The organism is Ferruginibacter sp. (genome assembly GCF_028288465.1).
Lineage (GTDB): Bacteria > Bacteroidota > Bacteroidia > Chitinophagales > Chitinophagaceae > Ferruginibacter.
The window spans coordinates 176,333-195,859 of sequence record NZ_JAQBNR010000011.1; the positions used below are offsets into that span (position 1 = coordinate 176,333).

The window sequence follows — 19,527 nt, forward strand, 5'->3', positions numbered from 1 at the left end:
GGTAAAATAAAAAGTCCATTCTTTGCGGGAATGGACTTTTTTAAAAAGTTTAAGAGAAATGCTTATTTAAAATCAGCGTCAGTTACGCCTTCATTTAATTTTATTTCTTTGTATTTAAAAGGAATTTCCTGGCCGCCGGCAATCCTGGTAACTTCTGTTGGCAGCAGCAGGTTCCCTGTTTTTTGATAGTTTTTATACTCTACAGTCAGCGGCACATCTGCACCTTCCTGGGTTGAAGTAGTTTCTTCCTTCAATAACAAGCCGGTCTTTACACTGTATTCCTGAACAGTACTTCTTCCGCTTGGCATTATAACCTGCAAACGATAAGTGTCTTCTTCATCTACTTTGCCTGTGCCAAGATAATTGGTTTTGTAAGCGCCATCAGTTATATAGAACAACTGGGGAATTACACCTTTATCATCCATTGCCTCTTTAATTTCCTTATCAGTGAAATCCTTTTTTTGTGGCCCCTGCTGCTGAAACCCGGTAGCACCATTGAACATCATTTTCATTACCGTCATGGTGCCCATTTTTAATTCCATCATCTGCCGGTTGGGATTCATTCGCTTTTCTACCCCGTCAAATGTACGGCCCATCATATCAAGACTTATAACCGCTGATAAGCTGGTAACTTTTTTTACCTCTTCCTTACCACCAATTGCTTTTAAATAGGTTTCAATAATTTCGGCGGCTGAAATACTGTTGGTATTTTTCGGAGTTTCAGTTCCTTTTTTATCAGCAGGTTTACCAACTATAAGGTTGGCAAACCGATCGTATCTTTTTACCGGGTAACCAAGCCGCATTAATTTGGGTAGTATAACAGCACCATTGCCGGCAATCACAATCCGTGAACTGGTTTCGTTAAAATAGGTGCCGGATACCCTTTTTAAATCGCTGAGCTTAACGGCGTTTATTTTCTGCAGATAAGTTCTGTAAAAATCCTTGGGTAGATTATTGATCAAAATATTGGATGCATAAGTAGCAGTGCGGGCGGGGTCTTCCATGCCCAGGGCAAAAGAGCCGTTGTAGATAGCTTTTGCATTATCCAGTTCTTCCTGTGTAATTTTCCCGTCCCGCATATTTAAAATTTCGCCAAATATTTCGGCAGTAGCACTATCTACCTTATCACTTCTAACGGCGGCGCTTGCCGTAAATAAACTTTGAAAGCGGCCGCTGCCAACCCTTGAATAACTGCCGTAGGTAAATCCGTGTTTTTCCCGCAGGTTCATAAATAATTTACTTTCTGCTCCGCCACCTAAAATTTGGTTGGCTACCAGTAGGGCATGATAATCTTTATTGTTCATCGGGTTGCTGATCAGGTTGCCAACGCTTACCTGCCCTTGTACGGCGGTAGGTACATCAACAAAATCTATTTCAGTTCTGGCCGGATTTTTTACCAATGGAATTACGGGAAGGACAAGTTTTTTTCCTGTCCATTCTCCAAAGGCTTTTGTGGCCAGTTCCTTTGCAGCTTCTGGTGTTATGTCGCCCACAAAAGTGAGGTAAGAACGGGATGGAGTAATGTAATTTTTATACGCCTCTTTTACATCTTCCAGTGTAAGACCTTTTACCGTTTCTTCGGTTGTAAACTCACCCATGGCTGTTTGTTTGCCATAGCTTAAAGCTGCATTCACTCTTGCTGCAATGGCCGGTGCACTTTTTTCATTCGCTTTTAACCCGGTAAGCGTAAATGATTTTAATTTATCAAAAGACGCTGCTGGAAAAGCCGGATTTTTTAATCCATCAGCTAGTAAATTAAATGCTTTGTCAAAATAGCGGGTCAATGCGCTGGCATAACCGCCCGAGGCCGAAAGACTAACTTCTGCACCAATCAGGTCAACAGCTTCATCAAATTTGTCTTTGGGCATGCTGGTAGTTCCTTCCGCAAGCATTTGCCCCATCAATTCCACCAGGCCGGCTTTTTTTCCTTCCTGTATTGGTCCTGCATCAATGTTTAAAGAAGCTGTTACTTTTGGGAATTTGTGATTTTCCACCACCAGTATAGTCATGCCATTCGGCAGCGTAAATATTACCGGATCCTTTATGGCAATCACAGGCGCTGGCCCGGCTGCCGGCTTTTTAGATCTGTCAACTTTTATTTGTGCAAAACCCTGCTGTAATAAAACAACACTGATTGCAACGATTAATAATTTTTTCATTTAAATATTTTTTTGCTTTATGATATGCTTGATCAAATAAGTTGTGCTATTATTTTTTAGGCAGATAATACAAAACTACCCGCTGGTTTTTGTTCAAATATTTTTTGGCCACATCCTGTATATCCTGGCGGGTGATTTTCCTGATTTCATCCAGTTCGGTATTGATGTTATTGGTGTTTTTGTAAAAGGTATATCCATCCGCCAGGTTTTCGGCTACGCCCAGCATTTTGCTGTTTTTACCTATATAATCGTTTTCAAACTGGTTTTGTAATTTGGTAAATTCACTTTCGCTGATTAAACTGGTTTGCAGTTTAATCACTTCTTCATTCATATCATTCAGCAGTGTATCCAGGGGAGTTTCGTTATTGGGCAACGCGTAAATAATGTAGGCGCCATAATCTTCCAGCGAATAGTTAAAAGAGCCAACCTGCACAGAATTCTTTTTATCATCCACCATTTTTTTAGACATCCTGCTGCTGTTGCCCTGGCTTAAAACCGCACTTGCCATTTCGAGTGCTTTCGATTCTTTGCTTGTTTCACCCGGTACACGATAGGCTGCTAAAATAGCCGGTATCTGGATATTGTTGTCATACGCCGTGTCAATAATCTCACTCGTGATTGGATCTTCCTTGGCAGTTGTTCTTGTTATTGCAACGCCGGAAGGAATATCTGCAAAATAACTTTCTATCAGCGTTTTTGTTTTAGCGATATCAATGTCTCCTGCGATGGTAAGTACCGCGTTATTCGGGGTATAATATTTTTTATTGAAAGCCTTGAATTCATCCAGTGTTGCCGCATCCAGATCGGCCATGCTGCCGATGGTTACCCAATTGTATGGATGTTTTGTAAACAGGTGTTTCATTACTTCACTGAAAAAATTGCCGTAGGGTTGGTTATCCACCCGCAATCTTTTCTCTTCTTTTACAACTTCATTTTGTGTTTTTACGCCCACTTCATTTATCACCGGGTGCATCATGCGTTCACTCTCCAGCCATATACCGGTAGCCAATTGATTGGAAGGAAAAACTTCATAATAAAAAGTGCGGTCCTGGGTAGTATTGGCGTTATTTTGACCGCCATTGCTGCTCACAATCTTCATAAATTCGCCGCGTTTAATATTGTCACTGCCTTCAAAAAGCAGGTGTTCAAAAAAGTGGGCAAAGCCTGTTCTGTTGGGTTGTTCATCCTTGCTTCCCACATGATACATCACAGATACCGCTACTACGGGGGCTGATTTGTCCTGGTGTAAAATAACATGCAAACCATTTTTTAAGTCGTACTCGGTGTAAACTATTTTTTGAGCGCTGGCCGAAACGGCGCTTGCCATCAGGAAAAAATAAAAAAGTCTCTTCTTCATATTTGTTTAATTGAAAGTCAAATGTAAGTCGTTATTGATATGTTCAATGGTAGTTTTAAAAAAATTGATAAGCGGTAACATCTCTTTATCTACCGTATTGAATTTCATGCAGCATCAACATTTTTTTTATCAAAAGTTGGGAACTATGCGCCCGCCCCCTGCACTTTCAGCCTTAAGCCTTCCGCCTGCTGCTTTCTTCAAACAATTTTTTTATTCATTTTTATTGGTGAAATTCGTGCACAATGAAGGCAACAGTTTATAAAAGTACCGGCAGTTGGTATGTGGTGCAAAACGAGGAGGGGACAGTTTTAAATGCCCGCATATTGGGTAAGTTTAAAATGGATGGTTTAACCAGTACCAATCCCATCGCTGTGGGCGATGTGGTAACGATTGTGGCAGAGAATGAACTGGAGGGCTCCGTTACCATTACGGAAATTGAAGACCGTAAAAATTATATTACCAGGACCTCGCCTGCCAACAAGCACAAGCACCACATCATCGCTTCCAATATTGATCAGTCGTTGCTGTTTGCAACTTTAAAAGAACCCAAAACTTCCCAGGGTTTTATTGACCGGTTTTTAATTACATCAGAGGCTTACCGCATTCCCTCCATTATAGTATTTAATAAGGCAGATTTGTATAAGGAAAAGGAAACGGAAAAATTTGCCGAATTAAAATCTATTTACGAGACCATCGGGTACAAGGTAATGGGCATGAGCATTGAAAAAAATATGGGGGTAGATGAAGTAAAAAGTTTATTGAAAGATAAAACCACTTTGTTAAGTGGCCACAGCGGTGTGGGTAAATCTTCTTTTATTAATACCATTTTTCCGGAACTGCAATTGAAAACACAGGATGTAAGTGGCTGGAGTGGAAAGGGTTTGCATACGACTACTTTTGCCGAAATGTTTAACCTGCCTTTCGGCGGCCGTGTAATTGATACACCAGGTATAAGAGAGTTGGGTTTGGTAGACATTCCAAAGCAGGAGCTGTCACATTATTTTCCTGAAATGCGGGAACTGATCAACGACTGCCAGTTCAACAATTGCATGCATACCAATGAACCGGGCTGTGCCGTAAAAGCTGCGGTAGAAGAAGGTCTCATCCACATGGACCGCTATATTAGCTACTGCACCATACTGGACAAAATAGAAGAGAAATCCTATTAAGCAAACTGAGTTTACAGATTGCCTGATTCAGGTTATATTAAACCAATCCGTGCAATCTGCAAAATCAGTATTCTAAATATCAGTAAGCTCTGTGTTCTAAAAAATGAGCAATTTCCATCACGGCATTATTTTCCTGTTGTACACTTTTTACATGTTGCGGAAAAATGGATACGCCATTGAAAACATTATAATGCAGCGTTAGCACATGGCTTTTGTAATGAAAATCCCAGTCAAGGGTTTCGGTGTCATCCACCTGGTTTAAAAAATTAATTTGCAGGTCGGTGGCCAGGGTTTCTGCGATGGCGTAAAATTTTGATACGCCGCAGTTGTCATCAATAACGGCTTCCGTATTGCCGAATTTAGTTTTCAGGTGGTAACACATAGTTACAGGGGTTTAGGGTTAGGGTAAATTTTTTATTTTAAAATATAACGAGGGTTCATAAAATCAATAAATTTTACGCCCGCCTTTGTACTTTGTCTGGGTCACTTTGTCTCCTTTTGCAATTTTTAAATCATTGCTTAACTGGCCAGCCTGCGGACTGCCGGGACAACCTAATTTTTCTTTTTTACTAAACACGGCGCAGCTTGTTGACGCCATAACATAACACAGGCAGGTAAGGGCAATGATGTTTTTTTTCATAGCATTTGGAATGGGTGTATAAATATTACAGCCGGCTACTAAAAAAAATCATTTGCCAGTTTTATTTAAACCAGCCGCTGTACATTAAATAATTATTGGCGATTCTGTTTATTTCTCCACTGATCAGTTCTTCACTGATATTTTTTACTTTTTTTGCAGGCACACCGGCGTAAATACAGCCTGATTCTATAATCGTATTTTCAAGTACCACCGCACCTGCGGCTATGATACAATTGCTGCCCACCTGCACATTGTCCATCACAATAGCACCCATGCCAACCAGCACATTATCAGCTATAACGCATCCATGTACGATTGCATTGTGTCCGATGCTTACATTATTTCCGATAACCGCCTTCGTTTTCTCATAAGTACAGTGAATTACAGCACCATCCTGAACGTTTACCTTATTACCCATAATGATGCTGTTAACGTCGCCGCGTATCACTGCATTAAACCAAACGCTGCAATCATCGCCCATAATAACATCACCAACAATGGTGGCATTAGGGGCAATAAAACAATTGTTGCCCATTATTGGCAACACACCTTTAACCGGAAGAATTACTGGCATATTTTTTATTTATTATGTTACAAACAGTTGTTTTTTATTATCGGCATCGTTGCGTCGCAGCCGATAGCTATCGGCTCGTGTACTGAATATCTTTTGGCATCTTCAGCCCGCTGTTCTAAGGCATTCAATAGGCCCAACAGCAAGCAGTACGACGGTTGTAAATATTACTGCGAATATCAAACTTTTGTATCGAAATTTGCGGCTTATGACGCAGCGACAATTATTTCTTGCTCATGTGGGGCAAACATCGCAGGCGCCCCTGGCCCTTGAAATTGTAAAAGCCAGTGGCAGCAACCTGTGGGATGTGAATGGAAAAAAATACATCGATCTTATTGCAGGCATCAGCGTATGCAACATTGGTCATTGTCACCCGCAGGTGGTTGAGGCCATAAAAAAACAGGCAGAGCAATACATGCACATTATGGTGTACGGCGAACTGGTGGAAAGTCCGCAGGTGGCTTATGCAAAACTGCTTACGGAACACTTGCCCGCTTCCCTTAACTCGGTATTTTACACAGCCAGCGGAAGTGAAGCGACCGAAGGCGCCATGAAACTAAGCAAACGCTTTACCGGCCGTACACAAATCATCTCCTTCAAAAATTCATACCACGGCAGCACACAGGGTGCTTTAAGTATCATGGGCGATGAGTACTGGCGCAATGCCTTCCGCCCCTTGTTGCCAGATACGGTGCAACTCAATTACAATTCGTTTGAAGACCTGCAGCAAATTACTGAAAAAACAGCATGCGTGATAGCAGAAACCGTACAGGCAGAAGCGGGCGTAATAGTACCAAAAAATAACTGGCTAACGGCCTTGCGTACACGCTGTACCCAAACGGGTACCTTACTTGTTTTAGATGAAATACAATGTGCCTTTGGCCGCAACGGTAGCCTGTTTGCGTTTGAACAATTCAATGTAGTGCCGGATATACTGTTATTGGGAAAAGCATTGGGTGGCGGTATGCCTTTGGGGGCTTTTGTAGCAAACAAACAAATGATGGATTCACTGAGCTTTAATCCTGTGCTCGGTCATATAAACACGTTCGGTGGCCACCCGGTAAGTTGCGCTGCAGGACTAGCGGCGTTGAATGTGTTGTTGCAGCAAAATTTAATCAGCACTGTTAAGGAAAAAGAGGCATTGTTTTTATCGCAGTTACAACATCCGTCTATAAAAGCAGTACGCAGCTGCGGACTTATGCTGGCAATAGAATTTAGCGATTTTTACTTCAATAAGAAAGTAATTGATGCGCTGATTGAGGAAGGCGTATTTACGGACTGGTTTTTATTTGCAGCTAATTGTTTGAGGATAGTACCGCCCCTGGTAATAACCAAAGAAGAAATCATAATAGCCTGCCAAAAAATAAATAATGTTTTAAATAAAATTACAGTGTAGTAAGAGGCATTGGCCCTTTCCTGCAGCATTGCATCTGGCTTAGCATTCCCAATATATTTGCCTTAACCTCAAAAAGTAATTTTTGCAAATATCAAATCTTTCTATTTACTTTGTGTTTCAAAGTGCTTTTATGAGTGGACAACAACAATCCCTGGACGACCTGCAGCATATAAAAAGAATGATGGAACGCAGCAGCCGCTTTATCAGTTTAAGCGGACTGAGTGGCATTGCTGCCGGTACTTGTGCCTTAATTGGTGCCATTGTGGCTTACCCTTATGTATATGGCCATAAGGACATTTTTGTTGATGCCGCCGCGGGCAATGAATTGGCCCGTACAGGGCACTTCAGTGTAATATTGTATACCTGGTTGTTTTGGATTGCCGCTTTTACTTTTGCAGCCGCCGTAATCAGCGCTTTCATATTTACTTATATCAGGAGTAAAAAGCAGCATATTCCTTTATGGGGTACTACAGCCAGGCGATTAATGATAAATGTTGCTATCCCATTAATTGTGGGTGGTTTGTTTTTGATAAAGCTCATACAGGCCAACGACATCGGGTTGATTGCACCAGCCTGCCTGATTTTTTATGGCCTTGCATTGGTAAACGCCAGTAAATATTCACTGAATGAATTGCGCTACCTGGGATACGGGCAGCTGATACTGGCGGTAATTAATTTGAAATTTATGGTCTACGGGTTTTATTTTTGGGCTATAGGTTTTGGTGTATTGCACATTGTTTACGGAGCAGTAATGTGGACCAGGTATGAAAAGGAGTGAATGCTGTTGTATAGGGCATAAGCAAAATTAATATTAAAAGTCCTTAACAGGCAAACCCCGGGTAATGATTAATCCGATAGAAAATTTAAATAAATTATTTGACAGCCGCATTCGCCTGGGTATCATGAGCGCCCTGATGGTAAATGCAGATGTAAGCTTTAATGATTTAAAGGAGTTGCTGACTATAACAGATGGCAACCTGGCAAGTCATTTGAAGGCGCTGGAGGAAAATGGAATCATTAAAGTGCAAAAGGGTTTTATCGGACGAAAAACAAATACAACTTACCTGGCAACAAAAACCGGCGAAAAAGCATTTAGGGCACATATTGAAGCATTGGAAAAAATGATCAGATCAACTAAATAATTTTTTTTGTACATGCGCTTTGAAAAACAAAGTGCTTTCAGAAAATTAAGATGCGAATAATACTACACACATTTACAATTTGGGTCCTCACTGCATTAATCAATGCGGTAGTATCCGCATCCTTGCTGGCTTTCAGCGATAGCGAATTTAACAGGTGGGTATTTGCATTTTCACTTGCCTTCTTTTTTACACTGATATTTTCCGCACCAGCCGTGTTTATTTTTTTTATCTTTTTTGCCACTACAGAAAAAGACGATGACGGCTATTTATTCAGGGTGTTGGTTATAACAGGTTTTGTTACCGCAACAATTTCAGCCGCGGTTTTTTATGCAGCTTTTAATTCAATATTTAAGTCGTTCACAATTCGCCTGACACTGTCAATTGTGTGTTCCACATTAAGTGCTATTATGTTGCATCATAAATTTATTGTGGCAACCTGTAAAAGCCATCTGCCGCCTTAGTATCGAAGGATTACAGAAAATCAATGATAGCTGAAAAACTACCTGGCTTCTTTATCAATTTAAATTATACAACATGAAACAGCTATGGTTTAAAAGAACAAATTGGACTTACTCGCCAATTCACCCGATGGGCTTCATTGTAACATTGATGGCGATCCTTTTTATGGTGCCTGTAACCCTCGCTACAGTACACAACACGCATTCTGTATCTGATAATTTATACGAGCTGTTTGTGTATGGAACCAGCACTGCGTTCTGGTGGAAATGGATAGCTGATAAAACAAGTGCCGTAAGAAAATATTAAAAAATGGCTGCTCTAATGCAGACTACTAAAACCTTAAAAATGAAACCTGAATCAACAAAAACACTTTTAGTAACCGGAGGCACCCTGCTGTTTAGCATTATTTTCTGGCAGCAAAAGCTGGGCATCAATACTATCTTTTTCGACCTCTTTATAATCTTGTCCGTTTTTTATCTGTACCCGGTGGCTTTTAAAAAGCCTGCCATAAAGTGGCTGCTGGCGGCGCATATCATCACTGCTTTTGCTTTATTGTATCACAACACCGAATTGAGTAAGCTGGCCTTTAGTGTTACCTTGCTTTTAGTCGTGGTGTTTACTCAATACCTGCATCGTTCTGTGTGGTATGCCGCCGGTTCTGCTTTTATGAACTACCTTCTGCTGATACCGTCTTTTATTGGCGGCGCAAAACAATTGAATCAAAATAAAATGCGATTATACAATGTACGCAAGACGGTACGTTTTTTAATTATTCCAATATTACTCTCACTTGTATTTTATTGGCTGTACAATTTTGCCAATTCAATCTTTAGCAGTATTATGAGCGACGCTTCAATCGCCTTGCAGCATTTTTTTTCACAGTTTTTTAGCTGGTTTAGTTTGGAATGGTGTTGGTTTTTATTACTGGGTTTATTGATTACGGGCGGCCTCTTATTAAAAAGCAATGTTGCCTATTTTTCTGAAAAGGATATTGTTCAGACTAAAGAGCTCAGCAGAAAAAGGACAAACCTTATTGAATGGAAACGGACCGGCATGTTTCAATTGTTGTTTTTGTTAATGGGCAGATTTTCGGATGGTATGCTGGCACTGCGAAATGAAAACAAAACCGGTATCATTAGCCTGGCGCTACTCAATTTGCTGCTGCTTTGTATTAACTGTATTGACGTAACGTTTGTCTGGTTTGGCTTTCAGTACAAAAATAATATGAATCTTTCTGCCTACGTACATGAAGGAACCGGCATGCTGATTTTTTCAATTGTGCTTGCAATGGTATTGTTATTGTTTTTCTTCAGGGGCAATTTAAATTTTTATAAAAAAAACAAGTGGTTGCGTATTGGAGCCTATGCCTGGCTGATTCAAAATATGGTGTTGGTGATTTCTGTATTGCTTAGAGACTATTATTACATCGTACATATGGGCCTGGCCTACAAACGCATTGGCGTATTAATTTTTTTAATGCTGGTATTATTTGGACTGATAACTATTTTTATAAAAATTCAGCAGCTAAAAACAGCTTATTATCTGCTTACTGTAAATGCCTGGTTCGCCATAATAGTACTGGTGTTTTCCAGTTGTATACATTGGGATGAAATGATAGTAAAGTATAACCTCGCCAGGAAAAATACCATTCCGCTGGACATACATTTTTTGTTGTCGCTCTCAGATAAAGCACTGCCGGTACTGGAGGCTAATATGGATGTACTGGAGAAATCCAGCGCCCAAACCAATGATCTCAATGACGTATATTTATACCGGTCGGGGCTTACAGCAAAACAATTTTTCGAAAGGCGAAAGGCGGATTTTTTTAAAGAGCAAAATGGATATAACTGGTTGTCATGGAATTTTGCCGATGCTTATGTTAAAAGCCACCTGGCAAAAGGCCCGGAAACCGCTATAGTAAACCATTAACAAAATATAGTACGTTATGTGCGTACTTGGGAGTCGCAGGTAGCGTTAACCGGGGTGTCAGTAGTGCAGTGCAAAAGAGATACCCGGAATTTTAAGTGCAATTGAATAAGAGTGAAATAAAGACATTATGAAATTACTACGTTCATTTTTTTACGCCGGCAGGGGAATAAAATATTGTTTTCAGCAGGAGCAAAATTTCCGGATTCATGTACTGGCAATAGCGGTGGTATTATCCGCCGGTTTTTACTTTTCAATCAGCACAACGGAATGGCTTTTTGTAACGGGATGCTGTACCATTGTAGTGGCAATGGAAATGCTGAATACGGCATTGGAAAAAATGTGCGACCTGGTGACAAAAGATTTTCATCCATTGATCAAATGTATTAAAGATGTTAGTGCCGGCGCTGTACTGGTATGCGCTGCCGGAAGCCTGATTACCGGCACAATTATATTTGTGCCGAAAATAATTCAACTTTTAAAATGATTTTTTATGAAACAATTGAGTGCGTCCTATAAGGTACAGCTGGCTTTTTTTGCATTTATTACTGTGATGCTGGTAGCCCGTGTTTGTTATTCCGGAACACTGATGTATTTATTTCTTTTATGGAATTTATTTTTAGCCTGGGTACCTTTTCAACTAAGCGTTTTACTGAGCAGTAAAAAAGTCAGGTCGAAAACCAGTGCTTATTTTATTTTGGCAGGGTGGCTGTTATTTTTTCCAAACGCCTTGTATATCATCACTGACCTTATTCACCTGGAAGATGTGGATACCGATGTTCCGGTTTGGTTTGACGCCATTTTAATATTCACCAGTTCTGTTGCCGGTTTAATACTGGCATTTGCCTCCTTATTTAAAGTAGAAAGGTTTCTACAACAAAAAATAAAGCAACATTTGGTAGACAGGCTGATAGTCGGCTGTCTTTTTTTAGGTTCGTTTGGAGTTTATCTTGGCCGGTTTTTGCGGTGGAACAGCTGGGATATTGTGACACATCCGTTGGATTTGTTGGCTCAAATTACCGCACCATTTATTTTACCATTGCAGCATTACCGCACCTGGGGTATTACCGGAATGCTTACTTGTTTATTTTGCCTGCTTTATTTTACCGTAAAAAAATTACCCGGCCTTTTAGAAGAACCGGGTAAAACATCATTTAAACTATAATCTTGTTTTAAAAATCAAGTCCCATACTTACATACATAATGGGTTTGCCTTTAAAGAAGCCATTCATTTGCCAGGCTGCATCAAACTTTAAAAAATATCCAAGCAAAGTACTCCTGGCACCAAAGCCATAGCCGCCTGCAAAAGGTCCGATGCCACCGGCCTTCTTTTCAATTTGTACTGGCGGTACGCCATAAATTACTGATGGACGGCCAATGCCTTTTAAACCACCACTCCAGGCAGAACCTAAATCAGCAAACTGAACCAGTTGAAAATTCCGCAGGAAAGCATTGTTGATGGGGCGGCTAAACAAGGTTGTAAAAACAGGCAATCGAAATTCACTGTTTAATACGACTGCATTGTTACCATTGGCCACGTTTTGTAAAAATCCCCGTACGTTTACAGCAAGGCTTTGAAAAGCATATTCAACATTCTGATCTGGTGGATTGTGTGTATTAAAGTAACGATCGGAGCCATCGGATTTTGTGTTGTTGCCAAACATCAGCCAGCTATCCACACCACCCAGGTAGTAAATTGTTTTTTGATTGCCCCAGCTAAAATCCGCCGCGGCTCTTCCTGCCCAGATAAAGTTGCGGTAAATAGGATAGTAATAACGGGCATCGGCACCCCAGTTAAAATTATACTTTCCATTGTTTAATTTTTCTTTACTGATGTCCGTATTCCAGTCCATGTAAACTTTATACCGCAAGCCATTCCAGATGTTTTGGGTTGGGTTTAAAGAGTTATCATACACATATTCCAAATGGGTAGTAGCAAATGTTCTTTTTTGATCCGGCTCTTTTAAAGATTCATAGGGGTAGGTAAAATCGTAAAAATTTGTGAGAAATACGGTTTTATCTGTTCTGATACCCAGTGTTAAAGCAAGCCTTTTCGAGTTATCAAATGGATAGGCTACATTGCCCTGGTACAGATTGGTAAATACTTTACCAGGAATAGATCCGGTTTGATCAGTTACTGTCATTGCATTTCGGTAGTAAGTTGCACCCCAGTCGAACCTTCTTTTGTAATTCTGGTAGGTCATCAGCCATTCATTGTCTTTTAAATTGGAAGATATTCTGAATGCACCGCTGATTTTTACGTCTTCCATTAATTCCGCCGTACCCATCTTTATAAGTCCGTTTATAACAGTACTGGATGAAAGATTGATGGGGCCCTGCCCACCGCCATAGGGCTGAAAGCGGTTGATTAAAAGGTTATTATTTAAACTGGCACCCACATAATCAGAATAAAATTTAGCAGGCTTGTAGGGATATAACTGCGCTTTCTGTAAAACGTTGTTTTTACGCGACTCGTTATCGGCATTTACATTTTGTATAGCATTACTGTCCACCTTTTCATTATCAAATTCATTTTGAAAAACATCTTTTTTGTTTTTATCCTTGCCAGGGATGCCAAGTGGTTTATCAAATTTGTCGCCCTCTCCGGCCGCAACTTTATCAGCCATAATTACGTTTTTCATATAGCTGGTAGGAGGTACAGTTATGTTTCGCCGGCGCAAAGTGCTTTCATCAATCTTTAATTTGTACAAGGTCTTTTCATCACTCTGCCGGGTAACTTCACTCACCTGGTTATTATCTCCGGCAATCCGGCTTTCGGCAATGCTGCTTTCATAATTGCTCAAGGGAAATGTGTACACAGAATCTGTTGAAATAGCTACCACTGCTACAGAATCAACATCCGTTTTTTTGTAGACATTTAATGTGCTGTCTACCTCCTTTACCGATGGATTGCGCAGGATGTCATCACCGATTAATACCAATGTATCCAGGCCTGCAGCCTTGGTTGTAAAGAAGCCAGCATAACGGTTTCCCACACCATTTTCATCACTAACAAATGTAAAGTGGTTGGAGTTGTAAGGCGTTGGGTAACGGGCATTGCCGTACTTTAAATTAGATAACTGTGTTATCTGGTTCAGCTCTGGCTTTACACCAAAATTGGTAATCAGGAAAATGTTGTATCGGTTATGACTTGGTAAAACTGTGTCAGCAGTTTTTGCATCGGAACTGGGCCGGTTGCTGCTGAAAAGAATACCCTGTTTGCCCGGAAATGAAACAAAAGTGGCGTCCAAGTCATCGTACACGTCATTGGTGATTTGTTTTACCTTTTCGTTGTCCAAACCAAGGGTAAAAATATCTGTATGCCCATCTTTTACGGCGCTTAATAACAGCGTTTTACTGTCAAGTATATATTTTACATCCTGTATTTGCTGAAACTCATCGGTAAGATCAATTTTGGGATTTTTAATCCTTGTGACCAGGTCGTATACGAATAATTTTATCCTGCCTTCCTGTTTGTAAACCACGGTCAGTCTTGACCCTTTTGGATCCCAGGCTAAAATTGGATAATAAGGATTGGTTTCGTTTTGATAGCTGCGGATGCCATATTGCAGAAGTGTAGTATAATCAAAATCTTCGCTCAGCTTCACTTTTATGATACCTTTTTTATACTCGACTACCGCAAAAGAATTGTTTTTTTTGTTTGGGTTTACATTAATGCGGTAGTAATCTTTGTTTTTGCGGATTTCAAAACTTTCAATGTAACTTCCTTTAGGATAGGCTTTTCTTTTGGCAATATCCTTGTAATATTTTTCTTCTTCAAACTCCATAAAATCCTTCAGAACACCTTTAAAGTTTGTTTTGCAAACCTGCTGACTTGCCCGGTTCAGGTTTTTATACACCCTTGCGAGGTAGAGCAAATACGTGACATTTTCTTTCTTGTATTTTTCCTGGATGTAATACCAGAAAGCATGACCGGCCAACTCCGGTTTTTCAAAAGCAAACTGGTAAAAATTTTTGTAATTGCCACTTAGGATTTCACTTTTTAATTCGTCATCCAATGCTGTATTCCAGTTTTCACCAACATAAGCAACGTAGCCATCGGTAAGCCATTTTGGTAAATCCAGCAGTGCCTGGTTTCCGGCTACTTCGCCCAGGTCTTCTCCAAATAAAACATTGTCAGTTAAAATGCGGGCAATACCTTCCTTGATCTGTTTCCGCAGGTTAGCATGGTCGCCATTAAAATAAACCACCATCTTATTATTTACCAGTTTGGTGCCCCCGCTGGTCGATTGCCAGTCTGCATTTAACCCAATATTGGATTGTTGTAAATCTGCAAACTCGTTGTACACAACAATATTGGCCCTGCGCTGTAAGCTGTATTCGGTAAAGGTTTCAATGCCTGGCAGCTCTTCTTCTGCCACCTGTAAAACAAACTTTGCCAGTTCCTGACCATTTTGAGTAAAGTAAGTATTGAAATTTTTTGTTTGATAATATTGCCACTTGAATTTTTTATACTGAACCCTGTTTTTTCCAAACTCAACTGCATTTACCTGGGCTGCGGAAATGAAAGAACCAAAAAGTATACTGCCACACACTATAAAAAATATTCTGCTGAACTTTGCCATACTTAATCTGATATTTGTTAATAAAATTACTCTATTCAAACCAATCATAAAAATATCCCTTTAATAGCTAAATTGATCTTAAATGTTGCAGATACAATCTTTTATTTTTAGTCCGATACAGGAAAATACGTATATTTTGTACAATGAGTTTAAACAATGTATCGTCATTGATCCGGGCTGTTACTTTGATGAAGAAAAGGAAACGCTGCAAACTTTTATACAACAAAAAGGGCTTAAACCAGTAATGCTGTTAAACACTCATTGCCATCTTGACCATGTGTTTGGTAACAAGTTTGTTGCCGAAACTTATAGTCTCAAATTGCAATTGCATGAAAAGGAAAAAGCTGTTTTATCTTTTGCACCAACTTCAGGTTTAATGTACAACATGCCCTTTGACAATTATACCGGGGAACTCATTGAATTGAAAGAAGGGGATAAGGTTTTACTTGGGGGGGACGAACTGGAAATCATAGAGGCGCCAGGGCATTCGCCTGGCAGTATTTGTTTTTATTGCCGCAAGCAACATTTTGTAATTGGAGGTGATGTGTTATTTCAAAGAAGTATCGGCCGCACTGATTTGCCAGGAGGTAGCCATCAAACCCTGCTTAACAGTATTCGTAAAAAATTATTTACATTGCCCGATGAAACAATAGTCTACAGTGGCCACGGTTCGCCAACAACAATAGGGGAAGAGAAAAAACAAAACCCTTATCTAAGTTAATGGTCTGGTAGTGACGAAAGATGGTAAATCTTTATTAACGAATCCCCTGACACAGCTCAACTAAAACACCTGTAGTATCTTTTGGATGTAAAAAACAAACCAGTTTATTATCAGCTCCGGGTTTTGGTTTTTCGTTCAGTAAGGTAAAACCCAGGCTCTTTAATCTTGCCATTTCGGCCTCTATATCAGCCACTTCAAAAGCAATATGATGAATGCCTTCTCCTTTTTTGGCAATGTAGCGGGCAATTACGCCGTCGTCACTATTGCTTTCCAGCAGTTCAATTTTGGTTTCCGCCGTTTTAAAAAAAGCGGTAGTTACGTTTTCTGTTGGTATAACTTCTGTTTTATAACACAAGCTGTTTAATAATTTTTCATATAAAGGAACAGCAGTTGCAAGGCTTTTAACGGCAATGCCAATATGATCTATTTGTTGCATATCAAAAGTATTGGTCCTTGTGAGCGGTTTGTGAAATAGGGAAATTATTGACTCCGTTAACCTACGAATAAGCTAAAATAGAACCTTTTGTAGTAATTTTATGTTTGAACAGATAAATAAAGATGTATGTTAAAACTACCGATATATTTAGATAATAACGCCACAACACCGATGGACCCCCGGGTATTTGAAGCGATGACTCCTTATTTTATGGAGCACTTCGGTAATGCGGCCAGTCGTAACCACCCTTTTGGATGGGAAGCAGAAGAAGCAGTTGATTACGCCCGCGAACAGGTTGCCAAATTAATAGGCGCCGATCCCAAAGAAATTATTTTTACCAGTGGTGCCACTGAAGCGGATAATCTTGCCATTAAAGGTGTATTTGAAATGTATGCCAGCAAGGGAAATCACATTATAACAGCTACTACAGAACATAAAGCAGTACTGGATACCTGTAAACACCTGGAAAAAAATGGGGCAGAAGTAACTTATTTACAGGTACAAAGAGATGGTCTGATTGATCTTAAAGAACTGGAAGCGGCTATTAAGCCAACGACCATTCTGATAGCCATCATGTATGCAAACAATGAAATCGGTACAGTTCAACCAATTAAAGAAATAAGCACGATCGCAAAAAAACACGGCGTTTTGTTTTTTACTGATGGTGTACAGGCAGTAGGTAAAATTCCGGTGGATGTAATAAAAGATGGTATTGACCTGATGGCATTTACTGCGCATAAAATGTATGGCCCTAAGGGTATCGGTGCGTTGTATGTTCGCCGTAAAAACCCAAGAGTAAAAGTTACCGCCCAGATGGACGGTGGTGGTCACGAAAGAGGTATGAGAAGCGGTACCTTAAATGTACCCGGTATTGTAGGGTTTGGTAAAGCCTGTGAACTGGCCCGTTTGGAGATGGAAGCCGATACAAAGCGCATCAGTATTTTGCGTGATAAACTGGAAACAGAACTGATGAAGTTGGAAGAAGCCTATATTAACGGCAGCACAGAACATCGTTTGCCACATGTGACTAACATTTCTTTTAAGCATGTGGAAGGTGAAGGCCTTTTGATGGGATTCAATAAAAACATTGCGCTTAGTTCAGGTTCGGCCTGCACTTCAGCTTCACTGGAACCTTCTTACGTTTTAAAAGCATTGGGTTTAGGCGATGATCTGGCACATAGTTCGCTGCGTTTTGGTTTGGGAAGGTTTACAACAGAAGGACAAATTGATTACACAATTAAAGCAATAAGTGAAACCGTTTTAAAGTTAAGAGAAATGAGCCCGTTATGGGAAATGTATAAGGAAGGTATTGACTTAAATTCAATTGAGTGGGCAGCACATTAGAAAGGTCAAATGTTTAGTATTCACAGTATTTAACGGGTTAGCACATTAACTAATCAACAAATTATAAAATTTAATACCATGGCATATTCAGAAAAAGTAATCGATCACTACCAGAATCCAAAGAATGTTGGAACGCTGGATAAAAGTAGCAAAAGTGTTGGAACCGGTTTGGTAGGCGCTCCTGAATGCGGCGACGTTATGCGTTTGCAAATACAGGTAGATGATGCTACCGGTATGATCACCGATGCTAAATTTAAAACTTTTGGTTGCGGATCAGCAATCGCTTCCTCTTCTTTGGCCACAGAATGGCTCAAAGGAAAAAGCATTGATGAAGCACTAACAGTTGATAACATGGATTTCGTGGAAGAATTGAATCTTCCGCCAGTTAAAATTCACTGTTCAGTATTGGCTGAGGACGCCATTAAAGCAGCTATCAATGACTACCGCGTGAAGAACGGCAAAGAAGCAATTAAGTTTGAAGAAAGCGTAGTGCATTAAGATGCAGAATTTAACCTGCTGTTTTTAAATAACAGGAGGTGAGTTGTAATTAAAAGTGTTTAAGAATGAGTAGTGATATTTTAAATAAGTCTGTAGATACAGTAGTTGAGGAATGTCCGCAGGTGCCCGGTGAAGAAGGAGGTGAAACCGTTACGGTTGAAGAACCCAAGATGCTGGAAAATTCCATTTACATCAGCGACAAAGCCAAACAAAAGGTAGTAAGTCTGATGAGTGATGCAGGTTTGGCGGGCGATCCGTCTTACTTTTTACGGGTAGGGGTCGTAGGTGGTGGCTGTAGCGGTTTAAGTTATAAAATGGATTTTGATAATGAGCAAAAACCAATGGACCAGGTATTTGAGGACAAGGGAGTTAAAATTGTAACTGACCTCAAAAGTTTTTTATACCTCGTAAATACCGAGCTTGAATTCAGTGATGGATTGAATGGCAAAGGGTTTTACTTTAATAATCCCAATGCTAGCAGAAGTTGCGGCTGTGGTGAAAGTTTTGCGGTCTGATGTAAGTTATATAAAATTGAAGAGCCCGTTTCATTTAGAAACGGGCTTTTTATTAGTACTATTTTCACGGGTTAATTTGTTGACTCCCTGACAATTTCCGGGGGCACAAAATGTACTTTTTCTTTCTTTACTTTAGGTGGTTTAGGTGGCGGTGGTGGTGCCTGAAATTTGGCAACCTCGATTGCAGGCGGCGGTGGCGGTGTTTTTTGTATTTTAACTGCCGGTGGCGGAGGAGGCGGTGGTGCCAGTTTTTTTGTTGTTTGAGCAGTTAACTGCCCGGCAAGGATAACAGCTGCCATCATCATACTGATTTTTTTCATATTGAAGATTTCAGGTAAGATGCAGCCTTGATAATAATCCATAAAAAAATCCCGCCGTTAAGCGGGACTGTGCAGTCGGTTTTGGTAAACGACTTATTCTGGTAATTTCGAATAAATGTTTAACGGGGGTTAAACAAGTTTTCTAAAAGCGTATGTTTTGGGTAAAAAGACAAACTTAAATGAGTTGTTAATTAGCTTATCTTTTACAATGACAGGACGACTTTACAAAATGCTGCACGAAAAAAAATATTTTTTGAAATTATTTTCAATGACCCGGCATATGCCCCG

General features: G+C 40.1%; 21 protein-coding genes. 13 read left to right on the forward strand and 8 right to left on the reverse strand.

Annotated elements, in window-relative coordinates; genetic code table 11:
• Positions 1 to 62: 62 nt before the first annotated feature.
• Together JWR61_RS04630 and JWR61_RS04635 are read right to left on the reverse strand one after the other, a co-directional pair.
• Complete coding sequence (locus tag JWR61_RS04630) at positions 63 to 2,159, reverse strand: pitrilysin family protein (protein ID WP_301926676.1); 2,097 nt, start codon at positions 2,157 to 2,159, stop codon at positions 63 to 65.
• Between the two features lie 49 nt (positions 2,160 to 2,208).
• Positions 2,209 to 3,516: a pitrilysin family protein gene (locus JWR61_RS04635; protein ID WP_301926677.1), complete on the reverse strand. Its 1,308-nt coding sequence runs from the start codon at positions 3,514 to 3,516 to the stop codon at positions 2,209 to 2,211.
• Positions 3,517 to 3,758: 242 nt separating this feature from the next.
• Between JWR61_RS04635 and rsgA the strand changes: the two genes are divergently transcribed.
• Complete coding sequence (rsgA, locus tag JWR61_RS04640; RefSeq protein ID WP_301926678.1) at positions 3,759 to 4,685, forward strand: ribosome small subunit-dependent GTPase A; 927 nt, start codon at positions 3,759 to 3,761, stop codon at positions 4,683 to 4,685.
• A gap of 79 nt (positions 4,686 to 4,764) precedes the next feature.
• Here rsgA and JWR61_RS04645 read toward each other — a convergent pair whose 3' ends face one another.
• The 3 genes from JWR61_RS04645 to JWR61_RS04655 all read right to left on the reverse strand — a co-directional run bounded on the left by JWR61_RS04645 (position 4,765) and on the right by JWR61_RS04655 (position 5,899).
• The gene (locus JWR61_RS04645) at positions 4,765 to 5,067 is read right to left on the reverse strand and encodes a hypothetical protein (RefSeq protein WP_290340458.1); all 303 of its coding nucleotides are present in this window, start codon (positions 5,065 to 5,067) and stop codon (positions 4,765 to 4,767) included.
• Positions 5,068 to 5,130: 63 nt separating this feature from the next.
• Positions 5,131 to 5,325, reverse strand: coding sequence for a hypothetical protein (locus JWR61_RS04650; protein ID WP_301926679.1), 195 nt, complete (start codon positions 5,323 to 5,325; stop codon positions 5,131 to 5,133).
• Positions 5,326 to 5,386: 61 nt separating this feature from the next.
• On the reverse strand, positions 5,387 to 5,899 hold the full coding sequence (locus JWR61_RS04655; RefSeq protein WP_301926680.1) for a gamma carbonic anhydrase family protein: 513 nt from the start codon (positions 5,897 to 5,899) through the stop codon (positions 5,387 to 5,389).
• Positions 5,900 to 6,104: 205 nt separating this feature from the next.
• On the opposite strand from JWR61_RS04655, the gene JWR61_RS04660 reads away from it, so the two are divergent.
• The 8 genes from JWR61_RS04660 to JWR61_RS04695 all read left to right on the forward strand — a co-directional run bounded on the left by JWR61_RS04660 (position 6,105) and on the right by JWR61_RS04695 (position 11,984).
• On the forward strand, positions 6,105 to 7,292 hold the full coding sequence (locus JWR61_RS04660; protein ID WP_301926681.1) for an aspartate aminotransferase family protein: 1,188 nt from the start codon (positions 6,105 to 6,107) through the stop codon (positions 7,290 to 7,292).
• Positions 7,293 to 7,422: 130 nt separating this feature from the next.
• Positions 7,423 to 8,070 (forward strand): hypothetical protein, encoded by a 648-nt coding sequence (locus JWR61_RS04665; protein ID WP_301926682.1) that lies wholly within the window; start codon positions 7,423 to 7,425, stop codon positions 8,068 to 8,070.
• 64 nt (positions 8,071 to 8,134) lie between these two features.
• Entirely contained in the window at positions 8,135 to 8,434 is a 300-nt protein-coding gene (locus JWR61_RS04670; RefSeq protein ID WP_290340452.1) for a transcriptional regulator, read from the forward strand.
• Positions 8,435 to 8,484: 50 nt separating this feature from the next.
• Entirely contained in the window at positions 8,485 to 8,895 is a 411-nt protein-coding gene (locus JWR61_RS04675) for a hypothetical protein (protein WP_301926683.1), read from the forward strand.
• 73 nt (positions 8,896 to 8,968) lie between these two features.
• Positions 8,969 to 9,199 carry a hypothetical protein gene (locus JWR61_RS04680; protein WP_301926684.1) on the forward strand — a complete coding sequence of 77 codons (231 nt, stop codon included), beginning with the start codon at positions 8,969 to 8,971 and terminating at the stop codon, positions 9,197 to 9,199.
• A gap of 39 nt (positions 9,200 to 9,238) precedes the next feature.
• Entirely contained in the window at positions 9,239 to 10,822 is a 1,584-nt protein-coding gene (locus tag JWR61_RS04685; protein ID WP_301926685.1) for a DUF4173 domain-containing protein, read from the forward strand.
• A 127-nt stretch (positions 10,823 to 10,949) separates the two neighbouring features.
• A complete protein-coding gene (locus JWR61_RS04690) occupies positions 10,950 to 11,306 on the forward strand; it encodes a diacylglycerol kinase family protein (RefSeq protein ID WP_301926686.1) in 357 nt (118 codons plus the stop codon).
• A 6-nt stretch (positions 11,307 to 11,312) separates the two neighbouring features.
• Complete coding sequence (locus tag JWR61_RS04695) at positions 11,313 to 11,984, forward strand: DUF1361 domain-containing protein (protein WP_301926687.1); 672 nt, start codon at positions 11,313 to 11,315, stop codon at positions 11,982 to 11,984.
• A 7-nt stretch (positions 11,985 to 11,991) separates the two neighbouring features.
• Here JWR61_RS04695 and JWR61_RS04700 read toward each other — a convergent pair whose 3' ends face one another.
• Complete coding sequence (locus tag JWR61_RS04700) at positions 11,992 to 15,405, reverse strand: hypothetical protein (RefSeq protein ID WP_301926688.1); 3,414 nt, start codon at positions 15,403 to 15,405, stop codon at positions 11,992 to 11,994.
• Positions 15,406 to 15,487: 82 nt separating this feature from the next.
• Here JWR61_RS04700 and JWR61_RS04705 point away from each other — a divergent pair, with 82 nt between their 5' ends.
• On the forward strand, positions 15,488 to 16,126 hold the full coding sequence (locus JWR61_RS04705; RefSeq protein ID WP_290340445.1) for an MBL fold metallo-hydrolase: 639 nt from the start codon (positions 15,488 to 15,490) through the stop codon (positions 16,124 to 16,126).
• A 34-nt stretch (positions 16,127 to 16,160) separates the two neighbouring features.
• On the opposite strand, the gene mce is transcribed toward JWR61_RS04705, so the two are convergent.
• Entirely contained in the window at positions 16,161 to 16,562 is a 402-nt protein-coding gene (gene mce, locus JWR61_RS04710) for a methylmalonyl-CoA epimerase (protein WP_301926689.1), read from the reverse strand.
• A gap of 126 nt (positions 16,563 to 16,688) precedes the next feature.
• Here mce and JWR61_RS04715 point away from each other — a divergent pair, with 126 nt between their 5' ends.
• The 3 genes from JWR61_RS04715 (at position 16,689) to JWR61_RS04725 (ending at position 18,919) form a co-directional block, all read left to right on the forward strand.
• Positions 16,689 to 17,906 carry an IscS subfamily cysteine desulfurase gene (locus JWR61_RS04715; RefSeq protein WP_301926690.1) on the forward strand — a complete coding sequence of 406 codons (1,218 nt, stop codon included), beginning with the start codon at positions 16,689 to 16,691 and terminating at the stop codon, positions 17,904 to 17,906.
• A gap of 78 nt (positions 17,907 to 17,984) precedes the next feature.
• Positions 17,985 to 18,404 carry a Fe-S cluster assembly scaffold IscU gene (gene iscU / locus JWR61_RS04720; protein ID WP_290340440.1) on the forward strand — a complete coding sequence of 140 codons (420 nt, stop codon included), beginning with the start codon at positions 17,985 to 17,987 and terminating at the stop codon, positions 18,402 to 18,404.
• A gap of 65 nt (positions 18,405 to 18,469) precedes the next feature.
• Positions 18,470 to 18,919: a HesB/IscA family protein gene (locus JWR61_RS04725; protein ID WP_367881789.1), complete on the forward strand. Its 450-nt coding sequence runs from the start codon at positions 18,470 to 18,472 to the stop codon at positions 18,917 to 18,919.
• 71 nt (positions 18,920 to 18,990) lie between these two features.
• Here JWR61_RS04725 and JWR61_RS04730 read toward each other — a convergent pair whose 3' ends face one another.
• Positions 18,991 to 19,239: a hypothetical protein gene (locus JWR61_RS04730; RefSeq protein WP_301926691.1), complete on the reverse strand. Its 249-nt coding sequence runs from the start codon at positions 19,237 to 19,239 to the stop codon at positions 18,991 to 18,993.
• Between the last annotated feature and the right edge of the window lie 288 nt (positions 19,240 to 19,527).

Bases quoted from the DNA above. Each gene is read 5' to 3' on its own strand.
- JWR61_RS04645 (WP_290340458.1), bottom strand. From the start codon at position 5,067: ATGTGTTACCACCTGAAAACTAAATTCGGCAATACGGAAGCCGTTATT.
- JWR61_RS04655 (WP_301926680.1), bottom strand. From the start codon at position 5,899: ATGCCAGTAATTCTTCCGGTTAAAGGTGTGTTGCCAATAATGGGCAAC.
- JWR61_RS04705 (WP_290340445.1), top strand. From the start codon at position 15,488: ATGTTGCAGATACAATCTTTTATTTTTAGTCCGATACAGGAAAATACG.
- JWR61_RS04725 (WP_367881789.1), top strand. From the start codon at position 18,470: ATGAGTAGTGATATTTTAAATAAGTCTGTAGATACAGTAGTTGAGGAA.
- JWR61_RS04650 (WP_301926679.1), bottom strand. From the start codon at position 5,325: ATGAAAAAAAACATCATTGCCCTTACCTGCCTGTGTTATGTTATGGCG.
- JWR61_RS04635 (WP_301926677.1), bottom strand. From the start codon at position 3,516: ATGAAGAAGAGACTTTTTTATTTTTTCCTGATGGCAAGCGCCGTTTCG.
- JWR61_RS04660 (WP_301926681.1), top strand. From the start codon at position 6,105: ATGACGCAGCGACAATTATTTCTTGCTCATGTGGGGCAAACATCGCAG.
- JWR61_RS04665 (WP_301926682.1), top strand. From the start codon at position 7,423: ATGAGTGGACAACAACAATCCCTGGACGACCTGCAGCATATAAAAAGA.
- JWR61_RS04630 (WP_301926676.1), bottom strand. From the start codon at position 2,159: ATGAAAAAATTATTAATCGTTGCAATCAGTGTTGTTTTATTACAGCAG.
- JWR61_RS04690 (WP_301926686.1), top strand. From the start codon at position 10,950: ATGAAATTACTACGTTCATTTTTTTACGCCGGCAGGGGAATAAAATAT.
- JWR61_RS04670 (WP_290340452.1), top strand. From the start codon at position 8,135: ATGATTAATCCGATAGAAAATTTAAATAAATTATTTGACAGCCGCATT.
- JWR61_RS04730 (WP_301926691.1), bottom strand. From the start codon at position 19,239: ATGAAAAAAATCAGTATGATGATGGCAGCTGTTATCCTTGCCGGGCAG.
- JWR61_RS04675 (WP_301926683.1), top strand. From the start codon at position 8,485: ATGCGAATAATACTACACACATTTACAATTTGGGTCCTCACTGCATTA.
- JWR61_RS04685 (WP_301926685.1), top strand. From the start codon at position 9,239: ATGAAACCTGAATCAACAAAAACACTTTTAGTAACCGGAGGCACCCTG.
- JWR61_RS04680 (WP_301926684.1), top strand. From the start codon at position 8,969: ATGAAACAGCTATGGTTTAAAAGAACAAATTGGACTTACTCGCCAATT.
- JWR61_RS04695 (WP_301926687.1), top strand. From the start codon at position 11,313: ATGAAACAATTGAGTGCGTCCTATAAGGTACAGCTGGCTTTTTTTGCA.
- JWR61_RS04715 (WP_301926690.1), top strand. From the start codon at position 16,689: ATGTTAAAACTACCGATATATTTAGATAATAACGCCACAACACCGATG.
- mce (WP_301926689.1), bottom strand. From the start codon at position 16,562: ATGCAACAAATAGATCATATTGGCATTGCCGTTAAAAGCCTTGCAACT.
- JWR61_RS04700 (WP_301926688.1), bottom strand. From the start codon at position 15,405: ATGGCAAAGTTCAGCAGAATATTTTTTATAGTGTGTGGCAGTATACTT.
- rsgA (WP_301926678.1), top strand. From the start codon at position 3,759: ATGAAGGCAACAGTTTATAAAAGTACCGGCAGTTGGTATGTGGTGCAA.
- iscU (WP_290340440.1), top strand. From the start codon at position 17,985: ATGGCATATTCAGAAAAAGTAATCGATCACTACCAGAATCCAAAGAAT.